This window comes from Proteiniclasticum aestuarii, assembly GCF_017368455.1.
Lineage (GTDB): Bacteria > Bacillota > Clostridia > Clostridiales > Clostridiaceae > Proteiniclasticum > Proteiniclasticum aestuarii.
Window position 1 is genome coordinate 74,990 of record NZ_JAFNJU010000009.1, and the last position, 23,807, is coordinate 98,796.

26 protein-coding genes, 1 tRNA gene, 1 pseudogene and 1 riboswitch are annotated in these 23,807 nt (G+C 42.9%); of the genes and pseudogenes, 13 read left to right on the forward strand and 15 right to left on the reverse strand.

Annotation, left to right across the window (positions count from 1 at the left end; all coding sequences use genetic code 11):
* Positions 1–31 precede the first annotated feature (31 nt).
* Positions 32–682 (reverse strand): winged helix-turn-helix domain-containing protein, encoded by a 651-nt coding sequence (locus J3A84_RS11820; protein WP_207600243.1) that lies wholly within the window; start codon positions 680–682, stop codon positions 32–34.
* Positions 683–874: 192 nt separating this feature from the next.
* Here J3A84_RS11820 and J3A84_RS11825 point away from each other — a divergent pair, with 192 nt between their 5' ends.
* Positions 875–1,057 carry a hypothetical protein gene (locus tag J3A84_RS11825; protein ID WP_207600244.1) on the forward strand — a complete coding sequence of 61 codons (183 nt, stop codon included), beginning with the start codon at positions 875–877 and terminating at the stop codon, positions 1,055–1,057.
* A gap of 135 nt (positions 1,058–1,192) precedes the next feature.
* Here J3A84_RS11825 and J3A84_RS11830 read toward each other — a convergent pair whose 3' ends face one another.
* The 5 genes from J3A84_RS11830 to J3A84_RS11850 form a co-directional block, all read right to left on the reverse strand.
* Positions 1,193–2,023 carry an aminotransferase class IV gene (locus tag J3A84_RS11830; RefSeq protein WP_207600245.1) on the reverse strand — a complete coding sequence of 277 codons (831 nt, stop codon included), beginning with the start codon at positions 2,021–2,023 and terminating at the stop codon, positions 1,193–1,195.
* A gap of 2 nt (positions 2,024–2,025) precedes the next feature.
* Complete coding sequence (locus tag J3A84_RS11835; protein WP_207600246.1) at positions 2,026–2,661, reverse strand: HAD-IB family hydrolase; 636 nt, start codon at positions 2,659–2,661, stop codon at positions 2,026–2,028.
* Positions 2,662–2,724: 63 nt separating this feature from the next.
* The gene (locus J3A84_RS11840; RefSeq protein ID WP_207600247.1) at positions 2,725–3,141 is read right to left on the reverse strand and encodes a DUF1292 domain-containing protein; all 417 of its coding nucleotides are present in this window, start codon (positions 3,139–3,141) and stop codon (positions 2,725–2,727) included.
* Between the two features lie 80 nt (positions 3,142–3,221).
* Positions 3,222–4,859 carry a putative manganese-dependent inorganic diphosphatase gene (locus tag J3A84_RS11845; RefSeq protein ID WP_207600248.1) on the reverse strand — a complete coding sequence of 546 codons (1,638 nt, stop codon included), beginning with the start codon at positions 4,857–4,859 and terminating at the stop codon, positions 3,222–3,224.
* 113 nt (positions 4,860–4,972) lie between these two features.
* Positions 4,973–5,377: a hypothetical protein gene (locus tag J3A84_RS11850; RefSeq protein ID WP_207600249.1), complete on the reverse strand. Its 405-nt coding sequence runs from the start codon at positions 5,375–5,377 to the stop codon at positions 4,973–4,975.
* 302 nt (positions 5,378–5,679) lie between these two features.
* On the opposite strand from J3A84_RS11850, the pseudogene J3A84_RS11855 reads away from it, so the two are divergent.
* The 3 genes and pseudogenes from J3A84_RS11855 to J3A84_RS11865 all read left to right on the forward strand — a co-directional run.
* A pseudogene (locus tag J3A84_RS11855) lies at positions 5,680–5,922 on the forward strand (helix-turn-helix domain-containing protein); the annotation flags it as partial.
* A gap of 105 nt (positions 5,923–6,027) precedes the next feature.
* Entirely contained in the window at positions 6,028–6,687 is a 660-nt protein-coding gene (gene deoC, locus J3A84_RS11860; protein ID WP_207600250.1) for a deoxyribose-phosphate aldolase, read from the forward strand.
* A gap of 44 nt (positions 6,688–6,731) precedes the next feature.
* Positions 6,732–7,064, forward strand: coding sequence for a hypothetical protein (locus J3A84_RS11865; RefSeq protein ID WP_207600251.1), 333 nt, complete (start codon positions 6,732–6,734; stop codon positions 7,062–7,064).
* A 59-nt stretch (positions 7,065–7,123) separates the two neighbouring features.
* Here J3A84_RS11865 and J3A84_RS11870 read toward each other — a convergent pair whose 3' ends face one another.
* On the reverse strand, positions 7,124–7,411 hold the full coding sequence (locus tag J3A84_RS11870) for a hypothetical protein (RefSeq protein ID WP_207600252.1): 288 nt from the start codon (positions 7,409–7,411) through the stop codon (positions 7,124–7,126).
* Positions 7,412–7,580: 169 nt separating this feature from the next.
* On the opposite strand from J3A84_RS11870, the gene J3A84_RS11875 reads away from it, so the two are divergent.
* The 5 genes from J3A84_RS11875 (at position 7,581) to J3A84_RS11895 (ending at position 14,934) form a co-directional block, all read left to right on the forward strand.
* Entirely contained in the window at positions 7,581–8,042 is a 462-nt protein-coding gene (locus J3A84_RS11875) for a hypothetical protein (protein ID WP_207600253.1), read from the forward strand.
* 128 nt (positions 8,043–8,170) lie between these two features.
* Positions 8,171–8,707: a ribosome hibernation-promoting factor, HPF/YfiA family gene (gene hpf / locus J3A84_RS11880; RefSeq protein WP_207600254.1), complete on the forward strand. Its 537-nt coding sequence runs from the start codon at positions 8,171–8,173 to the stop codon at positions 8,705–8,707.
* 353 nt (positions 8,708–9,060) lie between these two features.
* Complete coding sequence (gene secA / locus J3A84_RS11885) at positions 9,061–11,562, forward strand: preprotein translocase subunit SecA (protein WP_207600255.1); 2,502 nt, start codon at positions 9,061–9,063, stop codon at positions 11,560–11,562.
* A gap of 67 nt (positions 11,563–11,629) precedes the next feature.
* A protein-coding gene (gene prfB / locus J3A84_RS11890) for a peptide chain release factor 2 (protein ID WP_242694193.1) occupies positions 11,630–12,749 on the forward strand; the annotation gives its coding sequence in 2 pieces (ribosomal slippage) (positions 11,630–11,707 and positions 11,709–12,749; 1,119 coding nt in all).
* A gap of 13 nt (positions 12,750–12,762) precedes the next feature.
* A complete protein-coding gene (locus tag J3A84_RS11895) occupies positions 12,763–14,934 on the forward strand; it encodes a Tex family protein (RefSeq protein WP_207600257.1) in 2,172 nt (723 codons plus the stop codon).
* 62 nt (positions 14,935–14,996) lie between these two features.
* Here J3A84_RS11895 and J3A84_RS11900 read toward each other — a convergent pair whose 3' ends face one another.
* On the reverse strand, positions 14,997–15,281 hold the full coding sequence (locus J3A84_RS11900) for a hypothetical protein (protein ID WP_207600258.1): 285 nt from the start codon (positions 15,279–15,281) through the stop codon (positions 14,997–14,999).
* 135 nt (positions 15,282–15,416) lie between these two features.
* Positions 15,417–15,531, forward strand: a riboswitch (FMN riboswitch).
* A gap of 91 nt (positions 15,532–15,622) precedes the next feature.
* Between J3A84_RS11900 and J3A84_RS11905 the strand changes: the two genes are divergently transcribed.
* Positions 15,623–16,219: an ECF transporter S component gene (locus tag J3A84_RS11905; protein WP_207600259.1), complete on the forward strand. Its 597-nt coding sequence runs from the start codon at positions 15,623–15,625 to the stop codon at positions 16,217–16,219.
* Between the two features lie 81 nt (positions 16,220–16,300).
* Here J3A84_RS11905 and rimI read toward each other — a convergent pair whose 3' ends face one another.
* The 5 genes from rimI to J3A84_RS11930 form a co-directional block, all read right to left on the reverse strand.
* Positions 16,301–16,744, reverse strand: coding sequence for a ribosomal protein S18-alanine N-acetyltransferase (rimI, locus tag J3A84_RS11910; protein WP_207600260.1), 444 nt, complete (start codon positions 16,742–16,744; stop codon positions 16,301–16,303).
* Positions 16,741–17,448 (reverse strand): tRNA (adenosine(37)-N6)-threonylcarbamoyltransferase complex dimerization subunit type 1 TsaB, encoded by a 708-nt coding sequence (tsaB, locus tag J3A84_RS11915; protein ID WP_207600261.1) that lies wholly within the window; start codon positions 17,446–17,448, stop codon positions 16,741–16,743. The genes rimI and tsaB overlap by 4 nt, the downstream gene beginning before the upstream one ends.
* Complete coding sequence (gene tsaE / locus J3A84_RS11920; RefSeq protein ID WP_242694195.1) at positions 17,445–17,906, reverse strand: tRNA (adenosine(37)-N6)-threonylcarbamoyltransferase complex ATPase subunit type 1 TsaE; 462 nt, start codon at positions 17,904–17,906, stop codon at positions 17,445–17,447. The genes tsaB and tsaE overlap by 4 nt, the downstream gene beginning before the upstream one ends.
* A gap of 102 nt (positions 17,907–18,008) precedes the next feature.
* Positions 18,009–18,503, reverse strand: a complete 495-nt coding sequence (locus tag J3A84_RS11925; RefSeq protein ID WP_207600263.1) for a GNAT family N-acetyltransferase — start codon at positions 18,501–18,503, stop codon at positions 18,009–18,011.
* A 388-nt stretch (positions 18,504–18,891) separates the two neighbouring features.
* Positions 18,892–18,965: transfer RNA gene (locus J3A84_RS11930), tRNA-Trp, on the reverse strand.
* 302 nt (positions 18,966–19,267) lie between these two features.
* Here J3A84_RS11930 and yqeC point away from each other — a divergent pair.
* The 3 genes from yqeC (at position 19,268) to J3A84_RS11945 (ending at position 21,304) form a co-directional block, all read left to right on the forward strand.
* Complete coding sequence (gene yqeC / locus J3A84_RS11935) at positions 19,268–20,002, forward strand: selenium cofactor biosynthesis protein YqeC (RefSeq protein ID WP_207600264.1); 735 nt, start codon at positions 19,268–19,270, stop codon at positions 20,000–20,002.
* A gap of 15 nt (positions 20,003–20,017) precedes the next feature.
* Positions 20,018–20,761: a metallophosphoesterase family protein gene (locus J3A84_RS11940; RefSeq protein WP_207600265.1), complete on the forward strand. Its 744-nt coding sequence runs from the start codon at positions 20,018–20,020 to the stop codon at positions 20,759–20,761.
* 81 nt (positions 20,762–20,842) lie between these two features.
* Entirely contained in the window at positions 20,843–21,304 is a 462-nt protein-coding gene (locus J3A84_RS11945; protein WP_242694196.1) for a MarR family winged helix-turn-helix transcriptional regulator, read from the forward strand.
* Between the two features lie 47 nt (positions 21,305–21,351).
* Here J3A84_RS11945 and J3A84_RS11950 read toward each other — a convergent pair whose 3' ends face one another.
* Together J3A84_RS11950 and J3A84_RS11955 are read right to left on the reverse strand one after the other, a co-directional pair.
* Positions 21,352–22,851: a sensor histidine kinase gene (locus tag J3A84_RS11950; protein WP_207600266.1), complete on the reverse strand. Its 1,500-nt coding sequence runs from the start codon at positions 22,849–22,851 to the stop codon at positions 21,352–21,354.
* Positions 22,852–23,541, reverse strand: coding sequence for a response regulator (locus J3A84_RS11955; RefSeq protein ID WP_207600341.1), 690 nt, complete (start codon positions 23,539–23,541; stop codon positions 22,852–22,854).
* Positions 23,542–23,807 lie beyond the last annotated feature (266 nt).

Below are 23,807 nucleotides of genomic sequence, written 5' to 3' on the forward strand. Positions count from 1 at the left end.
CTCTTAATCAAGGTTATTAGGAAGAACAGATTCAGCATTCCTGGAACTTATAGCCTTTACCCCAGACGGTTTTCACAAGACACCGGTAAGGTCCTAGCTTTCGCCTCAAGGACTTGATATGTGTGTCAATGGTTCTGGAGTCACCTAAAAAAGAGTATCCCCAAACAGCGCGTATCAGCTCATTTCTTGAGAGCGTCATACACGAGTGCAGTTTAAGATACACCAGTAGATCATACTCCATGGGCGTAAGTGTAAGGACTTCATTTCTCATCAGTACCTGTTTGTTTCTGTAATCAATGGTGATCTCTTTATACTGATAGGCATCATCGAGATCCATGGAGAACAGAGCTAGACTCTCTAAAAATTCGTTGGTGATCTCATGGGATTTCATGGTGAATCCCGTGTAGTTCACGTTCTCCAGTCTGCTGAGATGTCTGTCATTGATATGGTCACTGAAGAGATAGACTTTGGTATGGTTGTTTCTATTTAAACTTTCATCTAATTCATTTTTATGGTTCTTATAATAGTCATCATGGATGATCAAGGTATGGATAGTTTCCTCTATGAGATCAAGGGTCTGCATTAGGGAGTCGGAAATCAATAATTCCAGATCGTTTTCCGATGATGCAACCTCAGCCATGATGCTTTCTTTCTCAAATCCTGCTAGGAGTATCTTATGCATCTCTTTCACCTCACATCCAATAGTACCACTTACTTTTAAAGTAGATTTAAAGAAATCGTTGAAAAAACTTGAATTAAGGAAATCTTAATAACCTGAGACGGATGCATAAATAGTGACTATTCACTTCAAGTTAAATCATAGCTGTGATATAATAGAGTGGAATAAGAAGAGAAAAACAGAGGAGGTAAGCAGATGAAAGTTTGTAAGATACTCGCCGTTTCCGCGGTATCCATGGCAGTAGGGGCATTGATTTATAAGGTGGTTTCCGATCATAAAGATGAAATTGATTCGTTTGTGAATGAATACGGTGAATTTATCGAAGATGATCTTCTGGAAGAAGACCTGGTTGAACCGGAACTGTTGATCGAAGAATAAACACCAAAAACGACGGTAAGCATACCGTCGTTTTATCTTGGAACCATTTATTTTTTTCTTCTGAATTATTAAGCTATACTTTAATACTTGTCGAAGCATATAGGGTTTCTTTAAAAATAATAAATGGACTTTTGATTAAGCTTCTGTATAGGAACTGTTCTTCTGAAGGTATTCCTCGATTTTCTGATCATAGGCTGATATCAGATTCATCACTATGTCATGCTCTGGAGAGTTCAGTTGAACATCATCAATGAATGAAATAGGCAGAATCTTTGGCGATGTGCCGCTGATAAAGGCTGCCTCCACTTCCGACAGATCCGTGACCTGGACGGACTCTTCAGCCATGCTGATCTTCAGCTCCCTGGCGATATCAAGAATTCTTTTTCTTGTTACGCCGCCGAGTACATCTTTCAGCGGTGGTGTCACAAGGGTCTCATTCAGCACAAAAAATACATTCGATTTTGATCCTTCCGTGATTTCATGATCTGTATTCACCAGCAGTGCTTCGTATAGGCCGCTTTCTTCTATGAATGCCGTCACTTTTGCCTTATAATTCGGATCGATGACCTTCGCATTGGGGTTCTTCCGTTCCATTTCTATGGTACCTGTTCTGATTCCATTGAGATAACTTGCTTTTTCAGGGTAGAAGTGGGGGATGAAGTACATATAGGAATGGATGGCAGGGCCATCATTGACGAGAATCTTCACGTTCCCGTCTTTTATCCTGTTTTTTCTGGCAAGAAGGTGGATCAGATTTCTGATTTCTTCCTTTGATTTTCTGAAATCAAGCTTCAGAATCTCCAGGGACTGCGTCATTCTTTCCAGGTGATCCTCCAGAAACAAAGGTGTACCGTTTATGATTCGGATTACTTCATAGACATTCCTATCACTGAGCGTGTAGCTTAAATCTCCGGCGTTCACCAGTCTGTTATCCATTGTCACATAGTTTCCACGTATTTTATCCACATTTACCTCCAATAAAGAACCGGATATTTCGGGTTTTTCTTTTTATAGTTGATCAGGTACGGTTTTCCCACTAAAGCAAGAAGAGGCTCATCACTCATGGAGTCTGAAAACATGTAGGAATCTTTGAAATCAATTTTTTCCTTATCGAATATTTCAAAAAGTCTTCTGACTTTTTCCTCTCCCTTGTTGTTCTCTCCATCCATGATGGAGGCAAAGGCACCATTCTTCACGAGAAATCTCGTTCCCATGACATAATCCGCATCGAAAATCTCTTTCAGTTTGAGAATATAGAATTCAGGGGAAGCAGAGGTCAGGACAATGGTATATCCTTTGTCCTTCAGCTCTTTCACTTTACGGATTCCATCCTCATAGAGAAAGTGTTTCAGTTCATCTTCGATGAAATCATCCGTGAGCTTGTCCACAGTCTCCATGGGCAGATCCTTCAGAAAAGCCAGAAAAAGTTCTTTGGTCCGTTTCTCCTTGTTGATGCCCAGCTGATAGAGCAGACCGCTGCCGATGGCTCTAGGCAGATGGCGCAGAAGGGAAGGTTTCTTCTTGACAAGATATGCGTAAAAAGCAATCAGGGTTTCTTTTTTCGTCAGGGTAAAATCCACATCGAAAAGTGCTAATTTTTCCATATTCCTCCTATAAAAAAACCTTGAGAAAAATCCCAAGGTTTTCGTCGCTTCGTATTAATACTCTTACTGCAGCTCGTCCGCTTCTGAAAGAGCTTCGTATGCCTCGGATACAGTGTTGAATTCTTCTTCTGAAAGGAAGACCAGTTCTCCGTCTTCACCGGCAACTCTTAAAGGAGTCACGGTTTCATCCCCATTCATTACAAGAACATAAACCTCACCATCAAGTTCGAATTCGTCTACGATAGGATATTCCTCTGTTGTTCCGTCTTCGTTTTCGAACGTCACCATATGTGCATGATCATGGTCATGATGGTGATGATCGTGATCGTCGTGGTCATGTCCGCAGTTGCAGCTGTTCTCCTCGCCGGAGCAGCAGGACTCTTCCTTTTCGTGATGTCCGCCACCGCAGCAGCCTTCATTGTCGTGTCCGCCGCAGCAGCCCTTTACTTCTTCTGTATTATCATTTATTGTATTTGTCATTGTATTCCTCCATTTATGTTAATCAACTTATTCTATCACAAATAACTAAGCAGATAAATCAAATTTGCAATAAGTTTCCTTTAGCGATTGATGACGCTGGAAATCGGTGGGATGACCTGCTTCTTTCTGGAAAGAATGCCGGGGATATAAACCGAATTATCCTTCATCTGCACATCAAAGGCTTTATTGATGACGTCCTTCTGTTTTCCGACAGCAATGAGCTCCGATCCTTCTTTGTAGATGTCGGTGACGATCAGAAGCTGAAGGTCGAATCCTTCATGTTCTGTCATCTCTTCCATGGTTTCAATGATGGTGCCTTTCAGTTCGTCAATGGTGTCAGAGTCCATGGTGTATACCTGAGATACTCCGATTTTGCTGCTGTCGTAGGTGAAGACCTTGAAATCCTGCTTGAGAATTTCCTGAGGACTCTTTCCTGCGAGAGACGTGCCATATTTGAACATCTCCAGCGCAAATTCCTCCACATCGATATCGGCAATCTGTGCAAGTCTCTGCAGAACGAGTCTGTCCACGTTCGTGGAAGTAGGGGACTTGAAAAGCAGCGTATCGGATATGATTGCAGCAGCAAGAAGACCTGCGGTTTTCTTGGAAGGGCGGATACCATTTTCAAAGAAAATATTGGCCACGATGGTGGACGTGCTGCCCACCGGTTCGTTTCGGAAAAAGATCGGCGTGGATGTGGCTACATCGGCTACTCTATGGTGATCAATGATTTCGAGAATTTCGGCTTCATTGAGCCCTTTGACAGACTGACCTTTCTCATTATGATCCACAAGAATTACTTTTTTCTTCTTGCCTGAAATAAGGTGGAATCTTGAGATGGTGCCCACAACCTTGTTTTCCTCACTGACCACGGGATAGCTTCTGAACCTTGTCTCCGCCATGGTGTTTCTGATGTCTCCGATATAGTCATCAGAGGAGAAGTACATGATGTTTTCCTTGGTCATGACATAGTTCACCGGCACGGACTGTGAAATCAGTCTGGAGGTGGTATAGGTGTCATAGGGCGTATTGATGACGGTTATCCGGTTTTCCTTTGCTCTTTCAAGAAGATCCTCATCCATATCACCAGAACCGGTGATGATGATCAGAGATACTTTTCTTTCCACAGCACCTTCCATAGAATCTCTTCGATTGCCGGTGATGACGATATCACCTTCTTCTATGGTCTTGTTCACTTCATCTGGTGAAGCGGACAGGGCATAGATCTTCCCATAGAAATGCTTCCGGTCTTTATCCAGATGAAGCAGCTGACCGGTCAAGGTATCCAGCAGATTGTTCACGGTGACTTTGGATTTTCCGAGAATCATATTGTCCCAGACATCCATATAACTTTCCGTTACATTGGAAACCGATACGATACCGTTCAGTGTTTCATTTTCATCCACCACCGGGATGCTCTTGACATTGTTCATGCGCATGATGTTCCAGGCCATCTTCAACGTGATCTCCGATGAGATCGGAGCGATTTTATCGATATTCAGATCGCTGATCTGCAGTCTCACATCTTCGATATACTCCGGTGGTTCCACACCGAAATAGGCGAGAATGAAATAGGTTTCCCGATTGATTTCTCCCAATCTGACCGGTACATAGTGGTCCGAACCTGTTTTGTTCTTGTACTCCGCATAGGCCAGAGCAGCGCAGATGGAATCTGAATCAGGATTTTTATGACCAGTGATATAGACGGTGTCCTTCATGTTTACCTCCACTTATCCATAGGACATCTCACATATCCATGGATGATCGTTTATAATCATAATAATACTTGATATGAAAGAAGCCTGCAACCGCTGTGCAGACTTCCGCGATCTTATTTTCTTTTGTACTGAACCTGTCTTTTTGGCATTGGCGCATCAATCTTGAACAGATCTCTTCTTGTGGTGACATTTCTGATGTTTTTGATTTCCAGAACATCACTGTTGTCTGAGCCTTTCTTGCCCTTCAGCGCCTGAAGAAGAATCACGTTACCCTGATTCACTGCAATGAAATCCGGTTTCTTGAACCATCTTTTAGCCTTATATACGCTTCTGACCACATTTTTGGACCCATCCGGCTTGAGTATGATGGTCGCCTTCAATACGTTGAAAATCCACAGGTATTTTTTCTCTTCCACTTTTACTGAAAGAACCGTTCCATACGCCTGGGTGATTCGGTCTCCATATTTCTTCATATAATTATCTGCATAGTACTTCTGTAATTTATCCTTAAACCCCATTATTGAAAACTCCTTTATCCTATGATTGCTACAGTATATTATAACATAAACCCGGAAAAAGTATATTAGAAAATCCTTGCGTTTTCAAGGATTTATTGAAAATTTAATATAAGGAAGCTCTTTCTTACCGATGAAAAGGATGTATTGTTTCTATGAATTTGAGGCGTGTCTATTTAACCTAAATTCGCGGGAATTCCCCCATCCTCTTTAGGTGGGGGATGAATCGCTTATTATTTTGTCTGAGAATGAATATTCTTGTCTTTATTGGAGTATATTATAACATATAGAAATGAGATTTAAGTATGATTGCAAATAAAGTGTATCGATATCGTATTTATCCAACTGATGCACAGAAAGTGTTTTATGCAAAAACCTTTGGTTGTGTACGTTTCATTTACAATGTGATGCTACATGATAAGATTATGCATTATGAGGAATCAGGTCAAATGCTTAAAAATACACCTGCTCAATACAAGAAAGAGCATGACTTTCTCAAGGAAGTAGATTCATTGGCGTTGGCCAATGCTCAACTAAACATTGACCAAGAAGCTCTCACTTCAAAATGATGTCAATCATTTAAGTGGTGAGTAGTTCACACAAAGGCAAACTATGGTAAAATATAATGGAAATAGACCTAGGAGGTACTTTAAATGGATAAAATAACATTGGCAAGACATATCGATCATACACTACTGAAACCGGATGCAGTAGAAGCGGAACTGGTAAAGCTTTGTGAAGAAGCGAGAGAGCATAAGTTTTTCAGCGTGTGCATCAATCCATGCAACATCGAAAAGGCGAAAGCGCTGCTTGAAGGCACAGATACAAAAATCTGTACCGTCGTCGGGTTTCCTTTAGGACAGATGACCACAGAAGCCAAAAGCTTTGAAACCAATGAAGCGGTCCTGCTCGGAGCGGAGGAAGTGGATATGGTCATCAATGTGGGTAAGCTGAAGGACAAGGACTATGAGTATGTGCTGGAAGACATCCGTGCGGTGGTTCTGGCTGCAAAGGGCGTGCTTACAAAGGTCATCATCGAAACATGTCTTCTTACAGATGAAGAGAAGGTGAAAGCCTGCGAACTGGCTAAAGATGCAGGGGCTGATTATGTGAAGACATCCACCGGTTTTTCAAAGGGCGGTGCAACAAAAGAAGACATCGCGCTGATGAGAAAAACCGTGGGACCGGAAATGGGCGTGAAAGCATCAGGCGGAATCCGCACACTGGAAGATGCCATGGGCATGATTGAAAACGGTGCTACGAGACTTGGACTGTCAGCAAGCGTTTCCATCGTGAATGAGCTTGAGCAATAAGCGATAGAACTGGACACTGCCGATATAGGAAGAAGGGTGATTACATGTATAGAGACGTCATCGATGGAGAAAAGCTGAAACAGCTCCTTCCGGATCTTCCTGATGACTTGTCGGATATCAGGCTGGAAATTTTTGTGAGAGCGTTATCTGATGAAACTGCTAAAATTGAAGATTTACTGCAGAAAATAAAGAAAAGAATTGGACGATCCTCCTATCTGGGCAAGGAGAAGGAAGTATTCTTCTTCGAGGAAGATGAAATTGAAGAGGATCTGCGCAAACCGCTTTTAGCGAAGCTGAAAGAGCTGGGATACACAGCGAACCTGAAAGAAGGAGCCAGAGGAACTGTGGTGATCACTGTGAACTGGAAAAACGCATAGTAAATGAGGCTGAATGAAAAGTGTTCTTCACTTCTCATTCAGCCTCTGTGCATTGCGGATCACTTTCTTTTCTGCAGAATGTTCACTATGATATTGGCCAGTACGTTTCCTATGATGATGGATAGAATCATGAATATGAATAACAGGTATGCCAGAGGCATGAATCCTTCCAGGTTCCCATAGTACATCTGGTAGATGAGATAAGGAATCAGGATGATTCCTGCAAGGGAAGGGAGAAATCTGAGCAGGTTGTTCTTTGTGAAATAAGACATGACCAGACTGTAAAGCCCACCGCCTAACATAAAGAGCAGCATCAGTCCGATGAGTCTTAAGGTACCATTGTCCATAATAATCAACTCCTAACAATTTGTCCGGATGAAACTAGTACAATTATACCAAAATATAGTTTGATTTCAAAAATACTTCATAGTATTAATATAAACTTCATCAAATGGATAAACCAATTTTGAGATTCTAGGGTACAATAGGAAAAAGGGAAACAAGGAGGTGCTGCTTATGAATGACCGGGAACTGAAAAAACTCGAAGGCAGATGGTTTTTACAGTACTCTGGATGTCCACTATGGCAGAAAGGAAGTATTGATACGATTTCCTTTAACTACGAACTCATGCACAAGGGAGAAAATCTGGTGCTTAAGGAAAAGGTGGAGTTTAGAAAAAACGGGAAGATGAAAATAAAAAGGGGATTTGAAATCCCCATGGAAGGATCGAATGTTCTGAACTGGAAAGGGATCGGAATGAACAAGTTCTTCCGCAACCAGTCCAAAGTGCTTTACAACAAGGAGGGTATTCTTATCATGTGGTTCGAAAAAACCATATCGACACCGGAGTCCATAGACGTGCTGACACGAAAGAAACACCTGAGTGCAGAAGAAAGTGTCTATATCTTCAGTATTCTGGAAAATCTCAAGGAAACCTCCGGTTATGTGGGCGAACTGGAATCCGTAAATATCCTGTAAAGTCCAGGAAAAACCAATCTGGAATTGATTGAAAATTTCGTCAAATAGCGAATAAAGCTTGATAAAATGCCGTTTTTCATTTAAAATAGAACTATCATAAATATTAAATCAACAAGGGGGCAAACCATATGAAGACATACATTTATGCAAGAAACATTACACTTACAGACGGTTTAAAGGAGGCGGTTGAGAATAAACTGAGCAGACTGGACAAGTACTTCAATCAGCCGGTGGAAGCTCGAGCCACATTAAGTGTGACAAAAATGGATCAGACCTTTGAAGTAACGATCCCCTTCGGTAATGTTCTCTTAAGAGCAGAAGAATCCAGTGATGACATGTATAAATCCATCGATCTGGTACAGGACAAGCTGGAAAGACAGATCAGAAAATATAAGACAAAGATCGAGAGAAAAGCAGGTAATCCTTCCGTAAGGTTCAACGATACTGCTTTCACACAGATGGAAGAGCTGGAAGGTGATGACGCCCCTAAAATTGTCAGAACCAAAAAAATCTCCATGAAGCCTATGTCAAAGGAAGAAGCCGTACTCCAGATGGAACTCTTGGGACACAACTTCTACGTTTTTGAAGATGAAGAAGGAGAAACAGGCGTAGTCTACAAGAGAAAAGACGGAAATTATGGTCTCCTTGAAAGAGAAGAAGATTAATATAATACAGGTTGGAGCATCGAAAGATGCTCCTTTTACTTTGCTTCATATTTTTATCTAAAACCCGAAAGAATGAGCCGTTAGGCTCCCATACTCAGGAATCTCCCTCTTCAAAAATGATTTGATATCATTTTAAGGGGGAGTAGTTCAAGAGTTAACCTTAAATTAATTTTCATGAGATAAAATTGGAAAGAATCATAGAATAAGCTGTCATAGGAAGCCGAAATATTGATATATATTGTGGATAAGTGCTATAATATTATCTGGGCCATAATGCCTTTCTTCAGGTTGAAAGGAATGAATATGGTGTAACAGGACAATTAGGATTGAAATAAAAATTTGGAGTTGAAAAAATGGGATTATTTGATAAGGTTTTTGGAACCTACAGCGAGAGGGAAGTGAAAAGAATCGAGCCTCTTGCAGACAAGGTGGAAGCACTGGATGCGGAGTTTCAGAAACTGACTGATGAAGAGCTGAAAGCAAAGACAGAGGAGTTTAAGGTAAGACTGGAAAAGGGAGAAGCACTGGATGATCTCCTGCCTGAAGCATTCGCGACAGTAAGAGAAGCTTCTGCCCGAGTGCTGAACATGAAGCACTTCCGCGTACAGATCATCGGCGGTATTATTCTTCACCAGGGTAGAATTGCGGAAATGAAGACCGGTGAAGGTAAGACACTGGTGGCGACACTGCCTTCCTACCTCAATGCACTGACCGGAAACGGCGTTCATGTGGTAACCGTCAATGATTATCTGGCGTCAAGAGACAGAGACTGGATGGGACAGATTTATGAGTTCCTCGGCCTTACCTGCGGGGTCATCGTGCATGGTCTCACTAATGAGCAGAGAAAAGAAGCCTATCAGGCTGATATCACATATGGTACCAACAATGAGTTCGGATTTGACTATTTAAGAGACAATATGGTGGTCTATGCTGAAAGAAGAGTTCAGAGAGAGCTGAATTTCGCCATCGTCGATGAAGTGGATTCCATCCTGATCGATGAGGCCAGAACACCACTGATCATTTCCGGCCAGGGGGATAAATCCACCGAGTTCTATAAAGTAGCAGATTTCTTCGTGAAACAGCTGAAGAAGGACGTCCATTATACGATGGATGAAAAAGCGAAATCAGTGGTCCTTACCGAAGAAGGTGTTGCGGAAGCGGAAAGGACATTCCATCTGGAGAACTATGCAGAGCCGAAGAACATGGAGCTTCAGCATCATGTGACTCAGGCGCTCAAAGCGAACTATCTGTTCAGAGTCGATAAGGATTATATGGTCAAAGATGATGAAGTGGTCATCGTCGATGAATTCACCGGACGTCTCATGGAGGGTAGAAGATACTCGGATGGACTGCATCAGGCCATCGAGGCGAAGGAAGGGGTAAAGGTGGAAAGGGAGTCCAAGACCCTGGCAACCATCACTTACCAGAACTACTTCAGAATGTACAAGAAACTTTCCGGTATGACCGGTACAGCCCTCACTGAAGAAGCTGAATTCAGACACACCTATGGTCTGGATGTTATCGTCATTCCAACCAACAAACCCATCAGAAGACTGGATCAGCCGGATCTCATCTACAGAAATGCACCGGCCAAATACAAGGCAGTGGTAGCGGAGATCAAGGAAGCCTATGCGAAGAAGCAGCCTGTCCTTGTGGGTACCACTTCCATCGAGAAATCTGAATATCTTTCAACCCTGCTGAAGAAGAACGGGGTTCCTCATGAAGTGCTCAATGCCAAGTATCATGAGAAAGAAGCTGAAATCGTATCGCGTGCGGGTGAACCCGGATCCATCACCATAGCAACGAATATGGCTGGTAGAGGTACAGATATCAAACTTGGAGACCATGTCATCGACGTGGGTGGCCTCAAGATCATCGGTACAGAAAGACATGAATCCAGACGTATCGACAATCAGCTCCGAGGACGTTCCGGTCGTCAGGGAGACCCAGGAGAATCCAGGTTCTACCTATCACTGGAAGATGATCTCATGCGAATCTTCGGTTCGGAAAAACTCTTCGGCATGATCGACAACATGGGACTGGGGGATGACGCCATCGAATCCAAGATGGTGACCAAATCCATTGAAAATGCCCAGAAGAAAGTGGAAGGAAACAACTTTGACACCAGAAAAACCCTTCTTGGCTATGACGATGTCATGAACATGCAAAGAGAAGTCATCTATGGTCAGAGACAGATGGTACTGGAAGGGAAAGACCTGAAAGAGAATATCCGTGCCATGCTGCATAATGTGGTTTCCACAGCGGTGAACATCCATCTTTCAAACGGATCGGAAAGAGAAGAAGGCATTGAAAAGCTGATTACCTACATGGAGGATATTTTCGTTCCTCATGATACACTGGAAGCGGATAAACTGATGAAAATGACCAATCAGGACATCGAGGAGATGCTCTATGACATCGGTGTATCCATCCATGAAGAGAAAGAACAGGAAATCGGAGAGCAGATCCGTGAAATCGAACGCGTCATACTGCTGAAGGTTGTCGATACGAAGTGGATGGAACACATCAACAATATGGATCACCTGAAGAGAGGTATCGGTCTGAGAGCCTACAAGCAGCAGGATCCGGTACAGGCGTATCAGTTTGAAGGTTCAGAGATGTTTGATGAGATGATCAATTCCATCAATAATGACACCATCAAGTATATTCTTCATATCGCAGTCCGCAAGGAAGAGAAGATCGAGCGTGAGCAGGTGGCCAAGGAAACGTCCACCAATCAGGACACCACCTTGAAGAGAAAACCTGTGGTGAAGAATACAAGAGTCGGCAGAAACGACCCTTGCCCATGCGGAAGCGGCAAGAAATACAAGAACTGTCACGGCGCAGCAAAATAGAAAAGATAAATAGACTTGGGCAACCAGGTCTATTTTGAAATGAAATGAATGTATAGGAGTGATGAAAATGTTACCGAAGATGGTAGAAGCAGTCAATGAACTGAAAAACTTCAAAGAATCACTGGATGAAATCCGGGTGTCTCTTTGACATCGAAGCGTTATCCAGAAGAAGAGAAGAACTGATTTTCAAGATGCAGGAGCAGAGCTTCTGGGAGGATCTTGAAAATGCGAAGAAAATCACCCAGGAAGAAAAGAATATTGAAAACGTGATAAAGGAATACCAAGACCTTTCAGAACGTGTAGAGGATGCCATGATGATGATCGAGCTGTCTGAAGAGGATGAATCCATGCAGGAAGATCTGCTTCGGGAAGTGAAGGAACTGAAAAAAGGTGTGGAAGCCATGCATCTGCGTGTCCTTCTCTCGGGGAAATATGACCACAATGATGTGATTCTGACCCTGAAGAGCGGAGTAGGAGGAACGGATGCTCAGGACTGGACTGCCATGCTGCTCAGGATGTATACCCGATGGGCGGAGAAGAAAGGCTATAAAGTGGAACTCGTGAACCTCATCGAGGGAGATGAAGCGGGCATCCGGGATGCTTCCCTGAAAATTGAAGGACCCTATGCCTATGGATATCTCAAGGCAGAGAAAGGTATCCACAGACTGGTAAGAATTTCTCCCTTTAATTCCAGCGGGAAACGCCAGACGAGTTTCGCTTCTGTCGAAGCTGTTCCCATGCTCGAGGATGACAGCGAAGTGGTGATCAAGGACGATGAGCTGAGAATCGATACCTACAGAAGTACCGGTGCAGGTGGCCAGCATGTCAATACGACGGACTCGGCGGTCCGTATCACCCATCTTCCCACAGGCATTGTTGTCACCTGCCAGAATGAGAGAAGTCAGGTGCAGAACAAAGAAACAGCCATGAAGATGCTGAAAGCGAAACTTGTGGAAATCAAGGAAAGACTGAATAAGGAGAAAATTGAAGACATCACAGGAGAGATGAAGGATGTGGGCTGGGGCAGTCAGATCAGAAGCTACGTGTTCAATCCCTATAACCTTGTGAAAGACCATCGAACCCTGGCGGAAGACGCGAACGTGGACAGCGTCATGGATGGAGACCTCGATCTTTTCATCAGTGCGTATTTGAAACAGAACAGCAGTGGAAGCCTGAAAGCGGAGTAGGAGAAATACTTATATGAATATAATTGATAGAATCGCAAAAGAACTCAATGTCAGAAGAGACCAGGTGGAAGGGACAGTGAAACTTCTGGATGAAGGAGCCACGGTTCCTTTCATCGCAAGATATCGAAAAGAAGCCACAGGTTCCCTGGAAGACCATGTGATCCGAGATCTTCATGAAAGACTGGAGTACCTGAGAGGCCTTCAGCAGAAAAAGGAAGACATCCTGAGACTCCTCACAGAGCAGGATAACCTTACGGAAGACCTGAAAAAAGATATTGAAAAGGCAGAGACCATCACAAGGCTTGACGACATCTATCTTCCTTTCAGACCGAAGAAGAGAACCCGAGGGACCATAGCCAGAGAAAAAGGACTGGAGCCTTTAGCCGACTATATCCTTAGTGGAGGAAATAATCCCCTGGAAAAGGCAAAGGAATTCATCACAGAGGACGTGGAAACTGTTGAGGATGCTATGAAACTGGCTGGTGATATCATTGCCGAAATCATGTCGGAGGATGCGGATCTGAAGGGGATGCTGAGAAATGTGTATGTGAAGACTGCAGAACTGAAAACTTCAGGGGATAAGGAAAACACCGCCTATGAAATGTATTACGACAGAAGCGAATTTGCTCTGAGAATGCCCAGTCACAGAATTCTGGCCATCAACAGAGGGGAAAAGGAAGGCATACTTAAAGTCACCGTGGCGGTGGACGAGACAAGGGCCCACAGAGCCATCATGGGCAGATATGTCACAAAGAATGAAGCCTGCAATGAAGTGATTCACGCAACAGCCTCTGATGCCTTGAAACGTCTGATTCTTCCTTCTCTTGAAAGAGAACTTCGAAACACCCTGACCGAACGTGCCGAGAACTCTTCCATTGATGTATTCAAGGAGAATCTGAAATCGCTTCTTCTTCAGCCGCCCATACGAGGCTACAGTGTCATGGGCTATGACCCGGGATTCAGAACAGGATGCAAGGTTGCTGTTCTCGATGAAACGGGGAAATATCTGGACACCGCAACGGTTTATCCCACCATGCCCAGACAGGACATAAAAGGTACCAAAAGAATCCTGAAGGATCTCATCCGGAAGTACAATGTGAAAGTCATTTCTCTGGGCAACGGGACTGCATCCAGAGAATCGGAGCTGGTACTCATGGAACTCATTGAAGAACTCAAAGAGGAGAACATCGATCTTTCCTATGTGATCACCAACGAAGCCGGCGCTTCCGTGTACAGCGCTTCTAAAATCGCCAATGAAGAGTATCCTGATCTGGACGTCACGGTGCGTGGCGCTATTTCCATCGCCAGAAGACTCCAGGACCCGCTGGCGGAACTGGTCAAAATCGATCCGAAGTCCATCGGTGTGGGGCAATACCAGCATGACATGAACAAGAAGAAGCTGGATGCTTCCTTGTCCGGTGTAGTGGAAGATACGGTCAATAAAGTAGGAGTGGATCTCAATGTGGCTACACCTGCACTATTGTCCTATGTGTCAGGGATCAATAAGACCATAGCGGAAAACATTGTGGCCTACAGAGACGAAACCGGGAAGTTCACATCAAGAAAAGAGCTCAAGAAAGTGAAGAGACTTGGAGACAAAGCCTTCGAGCAATGTGCAGGATTTCTTAGAATCAGAGAAGGGAAAGATTTTCTTGATACTACAGGCGTGCACCCTGAATCCTATCAGGCTGCCTATCTGATTCTGAAAGAGCTTGGATATGACAAGAAGAAGCTGTCCTCACAGGGATTAATCGACATCGAAGAGAAAGCGAAAGCCTTTGGACTGAAAGCGCTCTGTGAACTTACAGGTCTTGGAGAACCCACAGTTAAGGACATCATTAAAGAGCTCCAGAAGCCTGGCAGAGACCCTAGAGAAGATCTCCCCAAACCTGTTTTCAGAAAAGGGGTCATTGAACTGAAGGATCTCACCGAAGGTATGGTGCTTTCGGGCGTTGTGAGAAATGTGGCTGATTTTGGCGCATTCATCGATATCGGTGTCCATCAGGATGGTCTGGTTCATAAGAGCGAGCTTTCCACAAGCTATGTCACCAATCCGCTCACCTTCATCCGATCCGGAGATGTGGTGGATGTGAGAGTGCTTTCTGTGGATCTGAAGAGAAAGAGAATCAGCCTAAGCATGAAGGGACTCAATAAGGATCAGAAAACAGCAAAAGAGAATTCCTGAACTGAATCTGAAGGAATATAATAGACAGGAGCATGAAGATGCTCCTGTCTATTTTTCAAGGCTTATTCACTTTCACTCAACTGTGTCAGGATGTGCTGGAATTCTCTACGGTCAATATTGCCCAGCTTCCCTCTGAAGGAATTGAGATATACCACCAGGGGATCCTCCTTTTTCAGTGGAGAGGATTCTTTGTAATAGGAGATGGTCTGCCTCAGCCATCTGGACAGCTCATCATAGGTCGTTGAGTAATAAGAATCTTTGTACAATCCGTAAGGGTAAGAGAGTGTAAAAGTATCCAGAAGCTTCCTTCCTTCTTCCAGAATCTGTGTCTTCATTGCTGATTTCATAGTGGAATCCTCCCGATGCGAAATGACTGGCAAAAAACCATGGATTCAAATATCCATTTTCATAATTATTGTACCATAACCCGAGTCCTATTGACATAATAATAACAACGTGGTACTATCTAATTGTAAATTAAATAGCGTCTTCAGGGCGGGGTGTAATTCCCCACCGGTGGTATAGCCCACGAACCGCAAGGTTGATTCGGTGTAACTCCGAAGCCGACAGTTAAAGTCTGGATGGAAGAAGAATGATTGTTTTAGCTTTCGCGCCCTGATTTCTTTGAAATCAGGGCTTTTTTCTAAGCAATCTTCTGGAGATAGCAATCTTTAGGAGGGGTTTACTCATGGTAAACATATCAAAAAAAACCAACATCATCGTCAAGGCTGCACTGCTGCTGACACTGGGATTCATTCTGACCTATTTTGAATTCCCGATCCTGCCTGCCTTCCCATGGCTGAAAGTCGATCTTTCGGCAGTACCCGTACTACTCAGCGGATTCGCTTTCGGACCACTGGTCGGTGTCGGTGTGGAAATACTGAAAAACCTTCTGGTTTTCACAATTAAAGGAAGTGCTTCAGGTGGAGTAGGTAAAATCGCAAACATCATCGTTGTAGGATCCTATGTATTTGCCGCATCCATGGTATTCAAGAAGTTCAAAACCAGAAAAGGTGCCATCTTAGGCGCACTGCTTGGATCCGTTGTGATGATTCCGCTGGCTATGCTTGCAAATTACTACATCCTGATTCCGCTCTATTTCCCAGGAGGAATGGAAGCCGAAATGCTCAGATCCTATCTGTTCTATGGTATTCCTGTCTTCAACTTCATCAAGGGTATGATCATCTCAGGTGTAGGGATTCTCTTCTATGATCGTGTAGCTTCCCTGATCAATAAGGAAGCCCGATTTCAGAAAAGCTACCCAAAGCTTCATAAAGCAGTCTGAAAGAAAAATGAATAAATAGAAAACAGCCTCTTCAGAAAACTCGGATTCTGAAGAGGCTGTTTATATTTACTGAAAGATCCATCAGATCTGCAGATTCATCACCAGTGCATCCTCACCATTGACATAATAGCGTTCTCTTTTACTGAGGGTGATGAAGCCCATGGACTTGTAGAGCCTCTGGGCCGGCAGATTACTGACCCGGACCTCAAGAAATACATTTTCCACATTTCTCTCCTTGAGATGGAGAATAAGGTCTCTGACCAGTCTGTGTCCGACGCCCTGCCTTTTGTATGCACTGGCAACCGCCACATTGATGATATCAGCGCTATCTAAGGTATACCAGCATTGAACATACCCGACAACCTTTCCTTCATGCAGAGCAACCAGGTTCAGTGCGTTGGGATTGACGGTTTCCCTTACAAGTTCATCCTTGGCCCAGGGAAGAGGAAACGCTTCTTCAGATATGCTGTAGACTTCATTCACATGCTGAGGTTTCATTTCGGTGATATCGATCATCAGATTCATTTAAGCATACCGATCTTTTTCTCATATTCATATTCAGCCTGACTTTTTCGCATATAGACTGGAACCAGACTATGTATGTCGTCAGAATCACCAGACTGGATTCGATCCCATAGAAGGTAGGGGATATTGCTGGCCTTCGGAATGTTTAGTGAAGCATGGGCAATGGATACATTCTCCTTGAATTTCAGCTCTTCTTCACCGATTTTGTCTACGATGTCACCTAGAATCAGAATGTCTCTTTCTTCGTTCTCCAGTTTCTTCTTCACTTCTTCCAGAGAAAGAATGGACGGTTCCATGATCGCTGTCAGCTTTCCGTTCTGGAAGGTGTATAGTCCGGTATAGAAACCGCCCCTCAGCGCATCCACCATAGGTACAAGGATTCCGCTGAATCCATATACGCCGTAGGCGAGTATGGAGAGGGCATCAGAGGCGTAAATAGGAAGGTCTGCGCCCAGTGCCAGCCCTTTCGCTGCAGACAGGCCGATTCTAAGGCCTGTGAAGGACCCGGGGCCTGTTGAAAGGGTCAGTGCATCCAAGTCCTTCACCTTCAGGTCAAGCCGCATCAGAAGCTCTTCTATGAGCGGCATCAGAAGCACAGAGTGCTGCAGGTTGTAATTGATGTTGATTTCTCCCAGCATGGATTTCTCATCCACCACAGCCACAGAGCAATTGTTGGATGAAGTATCGATACTTAATATTTTCATTCCATTTCCTCCAGAAAGTCATAATCTCTACCGAAAGACTTCAGCGTGATTTTTCTTTCGTTTTCGTTATCCGTCTTTTCGATTTTCACATGGATGAATTCATCCGGCAGAATCGGTTCAATCATATCAGCCCATTCAATGAGTGTAACACCATTTCCGTATACATATTCCTCGAAACCCACCTGTAGGATTTCGTCAATGTCATTCACTCTGTATACATCAAAATGGTAGAAAGGAATTCTTCCTTCATGATACTCGTTGACGATGGTAAAAGTAGGGGAGGTGATGGTGTCTGTGATGCCTAACCCTTCCGCAAACCCTTTCGCGAAATGGGTTTTCCCGGTACCCAGATCGCCCGTCAGACAGACCGTAACACCCCGGGTGATATGCTGTCCGATTTTTCTGCCGATCTCCATGGTTTCTTCGACGGAGTTCGTGTTCATAATTCTTGTCTTCATTTTATCACCATACTTCATTTTAATCATTCTTCATTATAACGTAACCGGTAACGGAATTAAAGCACGAAAAAATACAGCCCGAAGGCTGTAGTGTGAAAATATTTATGCGGCTTTTTTCAGGAAAGTGTTCATGTCCATGGACAAATGATGGATTTCTCCGCTGCTCTCACCGGATTCAAATCCAATGTGTTCAAACATGAACAGAGATCTTTTATTCATGGGTTTTATTTTCGCTTCTATTTTTTCATAACGAAGAGAGAAGAAAGCTTCACTTAAGGCTTTTTTCAATGCCGTCTTGCCATAACCTTGACCCCAGAGTTCCTTATCTCCGATGGTAATCACGATTTCGTGGCCCTTACTTTTGGGTACAAATTTGACATATCCTATGGATTCACCATGAAGACAGATCAGATAGAACAAGCCACGCTGATTGAAGATCTGATTGTAAATGGGCAGATTCGATGTATTCACCATATGTCTGATCTGGTCACTGATCTGATCTTCTTCATTGAGATAAGCAATGATCTCATTGTCTTCCAGCCAGTCGGCAATCTTAAGGGCATCCTCGGTAAAGATATCCTGTCGAAGTGTAATCATTTCAAACTCCTTGTATATACAATATTTTCAGTCAGGTATGAAAAACCTTCAAACTGAACAGTTCTTTGTATTTTAATATGAAAATGGATCCATTTCAAAGGAGTCATTCCAGAGCAGAAGCCTTTAGCATGTTTTATCTCGTTTATTCTGATGTTCCCTCAGTTTTGTTCCTCTAAACAATATTAAATGATATCATATTAACACAAAGATAAATAAAAAGAGATAAAATGAATTTCTATGAAAATATATGAAATATCTTAATGAAATCTGAATTAAACCATTACTTATTTGGCAAAACGTGAATAGGGGATGGAGGGGCGTACTGGTTGCTCAAAGAGAATCGTGAAATTGAAAACGGCCTGGTACATCGTACCAGACCGATTCACTATGGCAGGGATACTAGGATTCGAACCTAGACTTACGGTTTTGGAGACCGTTGCTCTACCATTGAACTATACCCCTAAAAGCTTGCGTAGCCTTAAGTTGGCTACGTTGTCTATTCTATCATCCATGCTGATTGATGTCAACAATTTGTGAATAAATTCTTTGGAAGGGAAAAAATTGAAATTTCATCCATTTCACACACTACTTCTTAAACTGGATAAGCTCTGCATTCCATGAAGCGGATCATAAGGATGCTCCTTGGGGGTTCTGGCTTGAAACGTTCTCAGCTAATTGATTGAAGTAGGTTCACAAATGCCTTTCTTTAAGATATTATAAATGTAATGCAGTAATGCTGTAAACAGTCTTCTGGAGGTGGTCAGATGCTACATGAAATTCTGAAACTGGATAAGTATCCGAATGTTTCGCTGGTAGGAGCGGGTGGTAAAACCACACTCATCAATAAACTGACTGAGTCCTTGCGCAAAAAGAAGAAAATACTGGTTTCCAGCACCACCACCTTCATCAAGCCTGAGATCACCATGTATGATTTCATGGACTATGCTTATCATAAGGATTATGACCTTGGCAGCATCAATCGACCAGGTATATACATCATCGGTAAGGGGAAGAATCTGGAGGACCTGGTCTTCGGTCTCAGCACTGATGATATCGAGAATCTTGCGGATGGCTTCGACCATACTATCATCGAGTGCGATTTTTCCAACGGAAGACCTCTAAAGGGATTTCGGGATCATGAACCTAAGATCCCATCCACCACAGATATCACCATCGGTGTGCTGGATATTCAGTCCCTGGGACTCGTGGTGAATGCTGCGAATATTCATCATCTGGACAAGTATCTTGAATTGACCGGAAGCTCCATCGGCTCCCTTGTAACCATCGGACATCTTGCTAAAATTGTGAATGACAAAATGGCACTTTTCAAAAATGCGGTTGGGAAAAAAGTGCTCTACATCAACAAAGTGGAAAAGGAAATGGATGAAGCACTGGCTTTGAATCTTTTCGAAACCATAGATCTATCTGACATTGACCTGGTCATTGAAGGTAGTTTAATAGAGGATCGTTATTTTGTGCTATATGAGAAACAGTATTAACGGGGGAATCATCAGATGAAATACTTGATATTAAGTGATATACATTCAAATATTCAGGCGTTTACAAAAGTGCTGGAGGTTGAAAAATACGACAAGATTCTTTTTCTGGGAGATGTGGTCGGATATGGCGCAGATCCTGATCTCTGCTATAAGAGATTTCTTGAGCTTGGTGGAGAGGGCGTTATGGGTAATCATGAGTATGGCGTAATCAAACCTTTTACGCTGGTGAATTTCAGTGAAAATGCAAGACTGGGCGTCATGCATTCCATCAAAAAGCTGCCGAAGGACTATGTGGATCACATGAAAAGACTTCCTGAGATCATTCAGGTGGAGGATTTCATACTTTGTCATTCTATGCTGGGACACCCACTGGAATTCCCTTATGTTTTTCCGGAAAACAAGGACTCCGTTTTTCTCCGTGAAAGTTTTGCTGCCATGAAGAAATACGGGGCCAAAGTCATGTTTACAGGGCATACCCATAAACCCTGCATCTTCAAATACAAGAGTGATGAAACCATCGAAATGTATAATTCCCAGAATGGAGACATCTATCTGGATGAAAATCTTTATATCATCAATGTAGGCAGTGTCGGACAATCCAGAAACAGCATACCCAAGGCACACTATGTTATTTATGACACCCAAGAAAGAAAAGTGGCATTCAAAGCAGTGGATTATAACATCAAGGAAGCAGCCAGACGAATTGAGGAAGAAGGACTTCCAGATTTTCTGGCGAAAAGACTCTTTCTGGGAATCTAATCAGTACCGAATGAATTATTGACATTCAACAATACTTTATGATACAATTTAATTGAATACAATAAGACATGAGGTAATATTATGATAGATGAATTAAAACTTGAAAATCAGCTTTGTTTTGCAGTATACGCTTTCTCAAGAGAAATCACTAAAATATACAGACCCCTGCTGGAGCCGTTGGGTTTGACTTATACGCAGTATCTCGTCATGATTGTTCTTTGGGAGAAGGATGGTATTTCGCTGAAAGAACTGGGTGGTAAGTTAAGACTCGATTCCGGTACATTGACTCCACTTCTCAAAAAACTGGAGAATGATGGAAACATTGAAAGAACGCGAGATAAAAGAGATGAACGTAATCTGATCATCTATCTCAGCGAAAAAGGGAAGACCCTCATGAAGGAAGCTGAAAAGGTGCCACACAATATCGCGTGCAGTCTGCCGATGGATATTGACGGGGTAGTAGGGCTTCGTGAACAGCTGAAGCTGATTCTGGATCAGCTGGACAACCAGGCAAAGGACAATATCATAGAAGATAAAAAATAACACAAGAAAAGAGCAGTGCTTACTGCTCTTTTCTTGTGCGGAATTTTTCAGGTCTTTGATTCATTCGGTCCCATAATCGTTTCAGATCCGCTTCTTGAGAAGGTCTCATTCTCATCAGAAGGGAGAGGGAAATTCGATGTGCTCTCCATCTCATCACCGGGAACATGTTCTCCGATTTCATACAGGTTGAATTTGATTGTAAAAGTGGAGCCTTTGCCCACTGTTGAGGTGACATTGATGGTTCCTCCATTGAGCTTCACAAAGTTCTTCACAATAGTCAGGCCGATGCCGCTTCCCTCGATGACTTCTCTGGACTTATCCACTCGATAGAATCTTTCGAAAACATTGGGCAGATCCTCCTGTGGAATTCCGATTCCTGTATCTTTGATGCGAATATAGCAGTATCTATCATCTCTTGTGAGTCTGATGGTGATGGTCCCATTTCTAGGGGTGAACTTGATGGCATTATGCAGGAGATTTGTCACCACCTGATAGATGGAATGCTTGTCAGCAAGAATGAGAAAATCCGAGTTCTTCTGGAAAACATACTTCAGTCGGATGGATTTCTCTTTAGTCAGTCCCTGAAAGTTATGATAGATGTCCTGTAGTACCTGCTTGATGTCCAGCACCACGATTTTCGCCACCATGCTCTCGGATTCGAACTGCTTCAGGATATTGAGATTATCCAGAAGCTTACCGAATCTCACAACCTCTGAATTCAGCGACTGCAGTCTTTCAGGCGTTGCGGGCAGGATGCCGTCAATAATCGCTTCAAGATTTGTCTGCAATACATTGAGCGGATTACGTAGTTCATGGGACACATCTGTGATCAGTCTTTTTCTCAGCATATCCTGCCGATCCAGCTTTTCTCCCAGAGAGTTGATGCTGTTTCTTAAGGTTTCTATCTCCACCACATCAGCTTCTGAAGTCTCTCGAGCGGAAAGGTCTCCCATGGATAGACTGTAGGCGGTGTGGGAGATTTTTTCAATGGGATCCGACAACTGTCTTGCCACGAAAAGGGCAATGAGTATGATCAGAAATACAGCCAGAAATGCACTGATGAGTATGCTCATGGTAATGGAATTGAGAAAATTCTCGTCTTCCTGAGAAATCACCAGAGGGGAGAACTGTCCGATGACAACATAGCCCACGATTCTGTTCTCATATTTGATCGGATATTCATTGGGTACATACTGTTCCATACTGAATGATGAATCCGGATTGATCTCTTTTTCCTTTTCCACAAGTTTCAGAGGATCCATTGCCCATATGACGCTTTTATCCCAGTTCAGGAGTGAAATGGTGAAAGCTGATGATTCTGCTTCTCTTTCCAGGCTCTTTCCGGAAGTGATGGTCCACCTTTCGTCACGCAGGTAATTATCTCTGAACGTATCGATGATTCTTTCATCTCTTTTGATCTGGTTGACCTGGAGGTAGTCATTGAAACGGGCATTCAATGTAAGATTAATGACTACATAGGCGATCAGCAGAGACAAAAGTGCACTCAGGGAAATAGCGATGGTGATCTTGTATTTAATAGATCTCAATTACTGTCCACCACCAAACTTATAGCCCAGCTTGAACACTGTAATGATATAAGAAGGATTTTTTGTATCTTCTTCGATCTTCTTTCGGATATTTTTGATATGCACATCAATGGTTCGATCCACCCCTTCAAAGTCAGGACCCAGCACTCTGTCAATGAGTGTCTCTCTTGTAAGTACAATCCCGGGATTAGAGGAGAGGATGCTTAAAATATCGAATTCAATAGGGGTCAATGCCACTTCTTCATTCTTCAGCCTGACCTCTCTTTTATCGTGGTCGATGATCAGTTCTCCATTGTTGAAAGAAATGATATTGCCGCTTCCACCTTCGTCTTTGATTCTTCTGAAAAGCGCATTCACTCTCGCCACGATTTCTCTAGGAGAGAAGGGTTTTACAAGATATTCATCCGCTCCCAGATCAAGGCCTCTGATTCTTTCTTCCAGGCTGGATTTCGCTGTAAGCATGAAAATATAAGTGTTGGATTTTGATCTTATTCTCTTGCAGATTTCTTCTCCGGATATGTCCGGAAGCATCAGATCAAGAATAATCAGATCGAAATCAATCTCTTCTGCATACTCCAGTCCTTTATAGCCGCGTTCTGCTGTGTAGACTTCATAACCCTCTTTTCTGAGATAGGCTGATATGGCTTCCAGTACGGATGGTTCATCTTCTATAATTAATATTTTATTGATGATAATCACCTCTTTTCTTATGTGATTATAACATTAGAAAACAGTGCTTGGCAAAGATTTGCACTGTCTTCAGCGAATGTTTAGAAATATTAAGATTGAAACATTCTGTAATATTTCTGTGAACGTAATTTCGATATAAATGCAGGCGTTTTTCTGGTATATATACTTAAATCCTTATGTAGGCTTAATCTATAACATTGTCGGTTCTAAAATAGCGCTATGCCTTTGTTAACAATAGATTTCGCCAGTTTGAATTATTTAAAATA

Bases quoted from the DNA above. Each gene is read 5' to 3' on its own strand.
- J3A84_RS11820 (WP_207600243.1), bottom strand. From the start codon at position 682: ATGCATAAGATACTCCTAGCAGGATTTGAGAAAGAAAGCATCATGGCT.
- J3A84_RS11825 (WP_207600244.1), top strand. From the start codon at position 875: ATGAAAGTTTGTAAGATACTCGCCGTTTCCGCGGTATCCATGGCAGTA.
- J3A84_RS11835 (WP_207600246.1), bottom strand. From the start codon at position 2,661: ATGGAAAAATTAGCACTTTTCGATGTGGATTTTACCCTGACGAAAAAA.
- J3A84_RS11840 (WP_207600247.1), bottom strand. From the start codon at position 3,141: ATGACAAATACAATAAATGATAATACAGAAGAAGTAAAGGGCTGCTGC.
- J3A84_RS11845 (WP_207600248.1), bottom strand. From the start codon at position 4,859: ATGAAGGACACCGTCTATATCACTGGTCATAAAAATCCTGATTCAGAT.
- J3A84_RS11850 (WP_207600249.1), bottom strand. From the start codon at position 5,377: ATGGGGTTTAAGGATAAATTACAGAAGTACTATGCAGATAATTATATG.
- deoC (WP_207600250.1), top strand. From the start codon at position 6,028: ATGGATAAAATAACATTGGCAAGACATATCGATCATACACTACTGAAA.
- J3A84_RS11865 (WP_207600251.1), top strand. From the start codon at position 6,732: ATGTATAGAGACGTCATCGATGGAGAAAAGCTGAAACAGCTCCTTCCG.
- J3A84_RS11870 (WP_207600252.1), bottom strand. From the start codon at position 7,411: ATGGACAATGGTACCTTAAGACTCATCGGACTGATGCTGCTCTTTATG.
- J3A84_RS11875 (WP_207600253.1), top strand. From the start codon at position 7,581: ATGAATGACCGGGAACTGAAAAAACTCGAAGGCAGATGGTTTTTACAG.
- hpf (WP_207600254.1), top strand. From the start codon at position 8,171: ATGAAGACATACATTTATGCAAGAAACATTACACTTACAGACGGTTTA.
- secA (WP_207600255.1), top strand. From the start codon at position 9,061: ATGGGATTATTTGATAAGGTTTTTGGAACCTACAGCGAGAGGGAAGTG.
- J3A84_RS11895 (WP_207600257.1), top strand. From the start codon at position 12,763: ATGAATATAATTGATAGAATCGCAAAAGAACTCAATGTCAGAAGAGAC.
- J3A84_RS11900 (WP_207600258.1), bottom strand. From the start codon at position 15,281: ATGAAATCAGCAATGAAGACACAGATTCTGGAAGAAGGAAGGAAGCTT.
- J3A84_RS11905 (WP_207600259.1), top strand. From the start codon at position 15,623: ATGGTAAACATATCAAAAAAAACCAACATCATCGTCAAGGCTGCACTG.
- rimI (WP_207600260.1), bottom strand. From the start codon at position 16,744: ATGAATCTGATGATCGATATCACCGAAATGAAACCTCAGCATGTGAAT.
- tsaB (WP_207600261.1), bottom strand. From the start codon at position 17,448: ATGAAAATATTAAGTATCGATACTTCATCCAACAATTGCTCTGTGGCT.
- tsaE (WP_242694195.1), bottom strand. From the start codon at position 17,906: ATGAAGACAAGAATTATGAACACGAACTCCGTCGAAGAAACCATGGAG.
- J3A84_RS11925 (WP_207600263.1), bottom strand. From the start codon at position 18,503: ATGATTACACTTCGACAGGATATCTTTACCGAGGATGCCCTTAAGATT.
- yqeC (WP_207600264.1), top strand. From the start codon at position 19,268: ATGCTACATGAAATTCTGAAACTGGATAAGTATCCGAATGTTTCGCTG.
- J3A84_RS11940 (WP_207600265.1), top strand. From the start codon at position 20,018: ATGAAATACTTGATATTAAGTGATATACATTCAAATATTCAGGCGTTT.
- J3A84_RS11945 (WP_242694196.1), top strand. From the start codon at position 20,843: ATGATAGATGAATTAAAACTTGAAAATCAGCTTTGTTTTGCAGTATAC.